Raw genomic sequence first — 8,447 nt, forward strand, 5'->3', positions numbered from 1 at the left:
TCGGCGACAACGACGCCGGCGCCTTCGCCACCTACGGCCAAGCCGGCCAGAACTACAGCACCCACCTGCTGTGGACCCTGCTCCTGCTGGTGCCCGTCCTCTACGTCAACCAGGAAATGGTGCTGCGCCTCGGCGCCGTCACCGGCGTCGGCCACGCCCGCCTCATCCTGGAGCGCTTCGGGAAGTTCTGGGGCGCCTTCTCCGTCATCGACCTCTTCCTCCTCAACGCCCTCACCCTCGTCACCGAGTTCATCGGCATCACCCTCGCCGCCGGCTACCTCGGCCTCCCCAAAGCCGCAGCCGTCATCCTCGCCGCCGCCATCATCATCGCCTCCGCCTTCACCGGCTCCTTCCAACGCTTCGAGCGCATCGCCATCGCCCTGTGCGCGGCCTCCCTGCTGCTCGTCCCCATCTACTTCATGGCCCACCCGGCCACCTCCCAGATGGCCCACGACTTCGTCGTACCCACCATCCCCGGCGGCACCGGCCAACTCTCCACCGTCATGCTGCTGATCATCGGCATCGTCGGCACCACCGTCGCCCCCTGGCAGCTGTTCTTCCAGCAGTCCTACGTCATCGACAAGCGCATCACCCCGCGCTTCATGCGCTACGAGAAGGCCGACCTGTGGATCGGCATCGCCATCGTCGTCATCGGCGCCGCCGCCATGATGGGCTTCACCGCCGCCGCCTTCGCCGGAACCCACGCCGCCGGCAACTTCACCGACACCGCCGGCATCGCCCACGGCCTCGCCGCCCACGCCGGCAAGCTCGCCGGCGTCCTCTTCGCCATCGCCCTGCTCGACGCCTCGATCATCGGCGCCTTCGCCGTCTCCCTCTCCACCGCCTACGCCATCGGCGACGTCTTCGGCATCAAGCACTCCCTCCACCGCGGCATCAAGGGCGCCAAGGGCTTCTACGCCGTCTACGCAGGTCTCGTCGCCACCGCCGCCACCATCGTCCTGATTCCCGGCTCCCCCCTCGGCCTGCTCACCGAAGGCGTCCAAACCCTCGCCGGCGTCCTCCTCCCCTCCGCCACCGTCTTCCTCCTCCTGCTCTGCAACGACCGCACCGTCCTCGGCCCCTGGACCAACGGCCCGAAAACCAACGCCTTCACCGCCGCGGTGGTCGGAGTCCTGGTCGCCCTCTCGATCATCCTGACCGCCTCCGTCCTCTTCCCCGACATCAGCGCCACCGCGATCCTCGACATCATGGCCGCCTGCGGCATCGCCGGGGTGCTGGTCGCCGGGTACGCGTTCACCAGGCGCCGTACGGGCACCAAGGAGGACCCCATCGACCGTACGGGCCGGGACAGTTGGCGGATGCCGCCGCTGGAGACGCTGAGCAGGCCGGTGATGTCCTCCGCCCGCAGGATCGGGATGGGTGCCCTGCGGACGTATCTGCTCATCGCGATGGTCCTGGTCGTCATCAAGATCGTTCAGGTCGCGCTCGCGCAGTGAGCGCGCGCACCGCCGCAGCCGCCGAACCCAAGGAGCAGATCCATGCCCGTGCGCTACCCCAGGGCCATCGCACTCCGCACCCTCTGCCCCCAGCCCCCTGCCGCGCCCCGGACCGGGGGCGGCCTGACGGTCGACCGCGACCTGCGGACCGCGTCGGTCGACGGGCGGCCCCTCAAGCTGACGTATCTGGAGTTCGAGCTCCTGGCCCACCTGGCCGCGCATCCCCGGCAGGTGCACAGCCGCCGGCAGCTGATGGTGCAGGTGTGGCGACAGCCCGCAGTCGGCGACATACGGACCGTGGACGTCCATATCGCCCGGTTGCGGCGGAAGCTGGGCCCGGCATACCGCGCGGCCATTGCCACCGTGCGCCAGGTCGGGTATCTCTACGATCCTGCACGGGTTTCTTGACCCGTGCTCGACCGTCCTCACAGGTTGACCGGGTACACCGGACAGACCGCGGGACGGAAGGAGGTGCGGTATGGGCTCTGCCCAGCGCCGCTCACCCGGTCCGTACGCCCGGTTCCCACCGGGGTCCGGCACCGCCTCTCCGCTGGTCGGAGCAGGCGGCCGACGGGCACCGGAGGCGGGCGGCTCGTGGTCAGGTACCTTTTCAGGCCGGACTCCACACTTGCTAGATTGCGCAATTAAGCAGTCAAAATAGCAACCGGCCCGGCGCGTCCAGCGTCTTTCCCGCCGGAATCGCCATCTTCTGCCACCGCGGCAGGAGGCACACGCGACCGACACGTCGGTCGGCCGTATGAGGGATGCGAATGACAGGTCAGCGCACCGAGACCCCTAACGGGTACGACGACCTGGCGCGAGACCCGAGACAGGCTTCACGCCAGGTCCCGGGCCCACGACGCCGGGGAACGCAGTACCCGGGACCGGATGACGGCCGGTACGCCGGCCAGGACGGCACCCGTTCGTCGCGTACGGACAGAGCGGCCAGAAAGGGCCGAGGGGGCAGAGCGGCGCTGGTGGCGCTGGCGCTGGCGGTCGTGGGCGCACTGGCCGACACGGCGATCAGCTCGCGGCCGGGATGGGTGTTCGCCATCGCCGCAGCGATCGGGGCGGCCCTGGCGGCGAAGGCGTGCACGCGCCCGGGCGCCTGGTGGCTGATATCCGCTCCCCCGCTGGTGGTGGCATTGATCACAGTGACCTGTGAGCAGGTCGCGGGGACCACCACCGCGCAGGGCAAGGGACTGACAACCGCCGCGGTGCGCTGGGCCGTGGACGGCTTCCCCGCCATGGCGGCGGCGGAGGTCGTACTGATCGTCGTGCTGGTGGTACGGCTCGTCGGGACCAGGCGGCGAAGCGGGCGGAACGGGAGCAGGAGGAACAGCGGTGCGTGACGAGCAGAATCCGTACGGGCGGAGTCCGTACGGGTCGAGCCCCTACGGGCAGGAGCCCGAGGAGCGCGGCGGAACGGGCGGGCGGGCCGCCCGGCGCCAGTCGGCCGGCGGTGCGGCGCGCCGCGGACCGCGGCGCTCGCCGCTGGTCGTCGTGGGACGGACCGCACTCGCGCTCTCCTCGGGGCTCATCCTGCTGGCGAGCGGGGTGTCCTGGGCGGCCTACAACTGGGTGAGCAGCGGGCTGAACACCTCCGACGCGCTCAGCGCGATCGGCGGCAAGAACGCACCCAAGCACCTGGACAACTCGGTCAACCTGCTGCTGATCGGCCTGGATTCCCGCAAGGACATGAACGGCAACGACCTGCCGCGGGAGTTCGTCAAGGACCAGCTGCACGCCGGCTCCAGCGACATCGGGTACTACAACACCAACACCCTGATCCTGATGCACATTCCCGCGGACGGCGGGAAGGTCACCGCGTTCTCCGTTCCGCGTGACGACTATGTGCAGACGTTCAACGGCGACGGCAGCTCCCAGGGGCACTTCAAGATCAAGGAGGCGTACGGCAACGCCTACACGGTCGCCCACGACAAGCTCTCCGCGCAGGGCGTCAAGGGCGCCGACCTGGAGGGCAAGAGCCGGGAGGCCGGTCGGGAGGCGACGCTGGCGACCGTCCAGAACTTCCTCCAGGTGCCGATCGACCACTTCGCCGAGGTCAACCTGCTGGGCTTCTACGACATCGCCAAGGTGCTCCAGCCGATCGAGGTGTGCCTGAAGCACCCGGTCAAGGACCGGTACTCCGGTGCCGACTTCGGCGCGGGTCACCAGCAGCTCAACCCCAAGCAGGCGCTCGCGTTCGTGCGGCAGCGGCACGGCCTCGACGGCGGTGACCTGGACCGTACCCACCGCCAGCAGGCGTTCATCTCGTCGGTGACCCACAAGCTGAAGAGCGAGGGGGTGTTCGGCGACCTCGGCAAGCTCCAGGGGCTGTTCGACGTGGTGAAGAAGGACCTGGTCATCGACAGCAAGTTCGACGTCCTGGACTTCGCGCAGCAGGCCACCAACCTCACGGGCGGGAACGTCGAGTTCCACACCCTGCCCATCGCCGGCTTCGGCACCCGCAACCGCGAGTCCGTGAACCTCGTCGACGTCCCGAAGATCCAGGCCATCGTGCAGTCGATGATCGGCGGCAAGTCCGGGTCCTCGGGCGGCTCGGACGGCGCCAAGCCGTCCCCGTCGGCGAAGGCCGCGCCGGGCACCGTCGACGTCCTCAACGGTTCCGGTAAGACCGGCGGCGCGGCCGAGGAGCTCAAGGCGCTGACCGACATGGGCTACACGGCGGGCAAGGCGATCAACTTCGCGCCCCGGCAGAAGACCGCCGTGGTCTACGGCGCGGGCGCACAGGAGGCCGGGCAGCAGATCGCCTCGAAGCTGGGCACGGGCTCGGCCGTCTCCTCGTCGGCCGTCCCCGCCGGACACGTCCATGTCGTCCTCGGCAAGGACTACACCGGACCGCCCTCGACCGGCTCCGACAGCTCCTCCGGGGGCTCCGGGAACTCCGGAAGCTCCGACGACAGCAAGGGCTCGGGCGGCGCGGGGTCCCAGGTCCCGTCGAACGCCTTCGCGGGCGAATCCGTCAAGGAGGGCGGCATCCCCTGCGTCAACTGACGGACCCGGTGCGGCCGGTGGGGCGGGAGTCCGCGTCCCGCCGGCCGCGGCGGAGGCCCTGTCCGGTGTCCGCATCCGGTCCGCATTCGACGTCCGCATCCGACGTCCATATCTGACGTTGCATCAGCCGAAGACCCCTTTGATCCACTATGGGGGCATACGTCCGTCCGCGACCGGAAGGCCGTACGGCGCGGCGCCTAGACTGGGCGGTCCGGGGGGCCATGACAGGGGGAGAGCCGCAGTGGTGAAGAGCGTCGAACGCGTGGGCAGTGGTCCTGGCTCCACCGCCGATCCGTCCGCCGAGGTGCTGGCCGAGGCGGCGGCGATGTTCGGGCTGCTGGCCTCTCCCCCGCGCCTGCACATCGTCTGGGCACTGGCCCAGGGCGAGAGCGACGTCAGCGGGCTCGCCGAGCGCGTCGGCGGCGCCCTGCCGGCGGTGAGCCAGCACCTGTCCAAGCTGAAACTGGCCGGACTGGTGCGCTCACGCCGCGAGGGCCGGCGGGTGGTCTACCTCGTCGACGACCCCGACGTGGTGGCGGTGGTGCGGCTCCTGTTCCGGCAGCTGGCCGCCCGCCCGGGGCAGGAATCGCCGGCCCGTCTGCGGCACATTGGCGCCTGAGCCGCTCCCCCGCTACGGGCGGCCGTCAGGTCGCGTCGGCGTCGAAGGGCGGGCGGTCCCCGTGGGGCGCGTCCGCGCCGTCCCCCTTCTTGAGGTCCACCGGGACCGGGGCGGCACCGGTGTCGCGCGCACCGCGCTCCGCCGCGGCCGGCTCCCGCTGCAGGTCGAGGGCGTCGCGGAGGTCACCGAGCCCGAGGTCGTCGCCCTGGAGCAGCTGCTTGCGGACGAAGTTCTTGGGGTGCAGGTCCTCGAACTCGAAGTCCTTGAATTCCGGGCCGAGTTCGGAGCGCACTTCCTGTTTCGCGCTCTCCGAGTACTCCCGCACCTTGCGCAGGAACCCGGTGGCGCTCCGGATGAACTCCGGCAGTTTGTCCGGGCCGAAGAGCAGCACCGCGATCAGACCGATCACCAGTAGATCGGGGGTGCTCATACCGAAGAACATCCTGCCGCTCCCTGACTGATCCCGTCGCACCCACCGTGCGCCGCCTGCCGAGGTCCGGCCGCGCCGCCTGCCGTCGAGTCATTTTAGTGGTTGCGCAATCATGGAACCAAGGAGGGGTTCCCCCTCGTTCTCAGCAACGACAGCACACAGGCACAGGACTGCTGGAGGGTTTTTCATGGGTGTGACCCTGTCCAAGGGCGGCAATGTTTCGCTCAGCAAGGAGGCCCCGGGCCTCAGCGCCGTGACGATCGGCCTGGGCTGGGCCGTCCGCACCACCACGGGCGCGGACTACGACCTGGACGCCTCCGCACTGCTCTGTGCGCAGTCCGGCAAGGTCGTCTCCGACCAGCACTTCGTCTTCTTCAACAACCTCACCAGCCCCGACGGTTCCGTGGTGCACTCCGGCGACAACCTCACCGGCGGCAGCCACGGCGACGACGAGCAGATCGAGATCAACCTCGGCTCGGTCCCGGCCGAGGTCGCCAAGATCGTCTTCCCGGTCTCCATCTACGACGCCGAACAGCGCGGCCAGAGCTTCGGCCAGGTCCGCAACGCCTTCATCCGGGTGGTCAACCACGCCAACGGCCAGGAGATAGCCCGCTACGACCTCACGGAGGACGCGTCCACGGAGACCGCCATGGTCTTCGGCGAGGTCTACCGCCACGGCCCGGAGTGGAAGTTCCGCGCCATCGGCCAGGGCTACGCCTCGGGCCTGCGCGGGATCGCCCAGGACTTCGGGGTGAACGTCGGCTGAGGCACGGCGCCCGGCCTGCTCCCCGTACCTGAGAGAGTGAGGTATGGCTGATTCCCGGGTGCGGTGGCGATGGCTCGTCCTGCCGGGCGTCGCCCTGGCCGTATGGGCCATGGCGCACACCGACCGCGGTTCCCCCCAGGGCTCCGCGCCGACCCCGGCGGCGACGCCGAGCGCCGCACCGTCGCAGCCGCCCGGCGGCGGTCCGGCCACGACACGGCCCGGCCCGGCGTACGACCCGGCGGACTGCGCGGCGGCGGTGCGCAGATACGCGGCCCAGGCCGGTGTGGCACCGCGGCTGGTGATGGCGATCCTCTACAACGAGGCGTACAAGCCGCACGATCCCGCCTTCGAGCGCGCCTGGCAGCGGTACAAGGCCGATGCCGCCTTCGGCATCGCGAACATGCACCGGGCCGCCTTCGACGAGGTCAGGCGAGGGCGCGACTTCGCCGGCCGGAAGTGGGAGGAACTGCCCGATGACCGGAATCTCGCCATCGAGGCGGCGACGTGGTACCTGCACGATCTGGCGGGGCAGTTGCCGGGCCACTGGTCCGCCTCGTACTCCCGGGACGAGTTGCTGGCGCTCGGGTACAACGCCGGGGCGGGCAACATGCTGGCGTTCGCCCGCGGTGTGCCGCCGGGGAGCCAGGCGCAGTCCTATCTGGACCGGCTGCACGACAACTGGGGCAAGGCGGGGAACGCCGTCGCACCGTGACGGCGGGCCGGTGCCGGGGCGGGGCCCGTATGCCCGGGTCCGGGGCCCGCGGCGGCCCCCGGTCGCGTAGGCAGTGCGCCAAAACAGGGTGGCGGCGATCGTCTGATGCGGGCTCAGCCGCATACTTTAGGCATTGCGCAAGGCGGGGAACCCCGCCGATTTCCCTCGCGTTGTAGCCGAAGGACGCCGGAAGCCGGGACAGTTATGGAGGAAGCTCATGGGCGTGGCCCTCACCAAGGGCGGCAATGTGTCGCTCAGCAAGCAGGCCCCCGGTCTGACCGCCGTGAAGGTGGGGCTGGGCTGGCAGGTGGGCACCGGCGCCGGGGTCGACCACGACCTGGACGCCAGCGCGCTGCTGTGCGACGCCTCCGGCAGGGTCCTCTCGGACCGGCACTTCGTCTTCTTCAACAACCTCACCAGCCCCGACGGTTCGGTGCGGCACTCCGGCAACGGCCCGGCCGGCGGCGGTGACAACGAGCAGATCGAGGTCCGCCTCGCCTCGGTCCCGTCCGAGGTCGCCAGGATCGTCTTCCCGGTCTCCCTCTACGAAGCCGAGCAGCGCCGGCACAATTTCGGCCAGCTCCGCAGCGCCTACATCCGGGTGCTCGACCAGGACAGCGGCACCGAGCTCGCCCGCTACGACCTGGCCGGCGAGGCCGCCACGGAGACCGCCATGGTCTTCGGCGAGCTCTACCGCCACGGCGCGGACTGGAAGTTCCGCGCCATCGGCCAGGGCTACGCCTCCGGGCTCGCCGGGATCGCCCAGGACTTCGGCGTCGACGTCCTGCGCCCCGCCCCGGCGGCCGGAGCCGGCCCCGCGCATCCCCCAGCTTCCGGACCATCCGCCCCCGCGGGAACGCCCGCGCCCACCGGGGCGTCCCTTCCCGTGGCGTCCGCCGTCGGCACGGAGCCGTCCGGATCCGGCCTCACCGCCGCCTCATCACCGCAATCGACAGGAAGTTCCGACATGACCTGCTTCTTCGACCCCAACCACGGCCCGGGTATGACGCCCGTGATGTGGTCCCCGCAGTGGGGCGTGGCCCGTCAGATCCAGACCTGCGGCGGCTGCGCGCAGCGGATCCAGACCACCACCCCGCCGTTCTACACCCCGGCGCAGCAGGGCTACCCGCAGGCGGCTCAGCAGGGCTACCCCCAGCAGGCACCGCAGGGGTACCCGCAGCAGGCACCGCAGGGCTACCCGCAGCAGGGCGGCCCCCAGCAGGGCGGCCGGCGCTTCGGCACCGGCGCGCTCCTCGGTGCCGGTGCGGCCGGCCTGGTGGGCGGTGCGCTGCTCAACGAAGCCTTCAGCGACGACGAGCCCAAGGTCGAGGTCGTCAACAACTACATCTACGAGGGCGACGAGTACGGCGGCGACGAGTACGAGTGACCCGCCGGTCCCCGTGACCGTTCCCCCGGCGCCCGGCCCCGCCCCTCGGCGGGGGGGC

Annotated in this window: 8 protein-coding genes and 1 pseudogene; 8 read left to right on the forward strand and 1 reads right to left on the reverse strand. The window is 70.6% G+C overall.

Translation table 11 applies throughout. The annotated features are described in order from the left end of the window. The 5 genes and pseudogenes from ACO1BR_RS38005 to ACO1BR_RS38025 all read left to right on the forward strand — a co-directional run. On the forward strand, nt 1-1,457 hold a 1,457-nt coding region (locus ACO1BR_RS38005), incomplete at its 5' end, for an NRAMP family divalent metal transporter (RefSeq protein ID WP_426799680.1). Nucleotides 1,458-1,544: 87 nt separating this feature from the next. After that, nucleotides 1,545-1,865 (forward strand): annotated as a pseudogene (locus ACO1BR_RS38010) (winged helix-turn-helix domain-containing protein); the annotation flags it as partial. A gap of 569 nt (nt 1,866-2,434) precedes the next feature. Further along, the gene (locus tag ACO1BR_RS38015) at nt 2,435-2,809 is read left to right on the forward strand and encodes a DUF6542 domain-containing protein (RefSeq protein WP_426799681.1); all 375 of its coding nucleotides are present in this window, start codon (nt 2,435-2,437) and stop codon (nt 2,807-2,809) included. Next, nucleotides 2,802-4,475, forward strand: coding sequence for an LCP family protein (locus tag ACO1BR_RS38020; protein WP_426799682.1), 1,674 nt, complete (start codon nt 2,802-2,804; stop codon nt 4,473-4,475). Before ACO1BR_RS38015 ends, ACO1BR_RS38020 begins: the two co-directional genes overlap by 8 nt. A gap of 325 nt (nt 4,476-4,800) precedes the next feature. Then, on the forward strand, nt 4,801-5,094 hold the full coding sequence (locus tag ACO1BR_RS38025; RefSeq protein ID WP_426799704.1) for an ArsR/SmtB family transcription factor: 294 nt from the start codon (nt 4,801-4,803) through the stop codon (nt 5,092-5,094). Between the two features lie 25 nt (nt 5,095-5,119). Here ACO1BR_RS38025 and ACO1BR_RS38030 read toward each other — a convergent pair whose 3' ends face one another. Further along, on the reverse strand, nt 5,120-5,536 hold the full coding sequence (locus ACO1BR_RS38030) for a sec-independent translocase (protein WP_426799683.1): 417 nt from the start codon (nt 5,534-5,536) through the stop codon (nt 5,120-5,122). Between the two features lie 175 nt (nt 5,537-5,711). Here ACO1BR_RS38030 and ACO1BR_RS38035 point away from each other — a divergent pair, with 175 nt between their 5' ends. From ACO1BR_RS38035 to ACO1BR_RS38045, 3 genes are all read left to right on the forward strand, one after another. After that, entirely contained in the window at nt 5,712-6,290 is a 579-nt protein-coding gene (locus ACO1BR_RS38035) for a TerD family protein (RefSeq protein ID WP_426799684.1), read from the forward strand. A 43-nt stretch (nt 6,291-6,333) separates the two neighbouring features. Next, complete coding sequence (locus ACO1BR_RS38040) at nt 6,334-7,002, forward strand: transglycosylase SLT domain-containing protein (RefSeq protein ID WP_426799685.1); 669 nt, start codon at nt 6,334-6,336, stop codon at nt 7,000-7,002. A 217-nt stretch (nt 7,003-7,219) separates the two neighbouring features. Then, on the forward strand, nt 7,220-8,389 hold the full coding sequence (locus ACO1BR_RS38045; protein ID WP_426799686.1) for a TerD family protein: 1,170 nt from the start codon (nt 7,220-7,222) through the stop codon (nt 8,387-8,389). Nucleotides 8,390-8,447 lie beyond the last annotated feature (58 nt).

Origin of the sequence: Streptomyces sp. YGL11-2 (assembly GCF_050054615.1) — a bacterium.
Classification (GTDB): Bacteria; Actinomycetota; Actinomycetes; order Streptomycetales; family Streptomycetaceae; genus Streptomyces.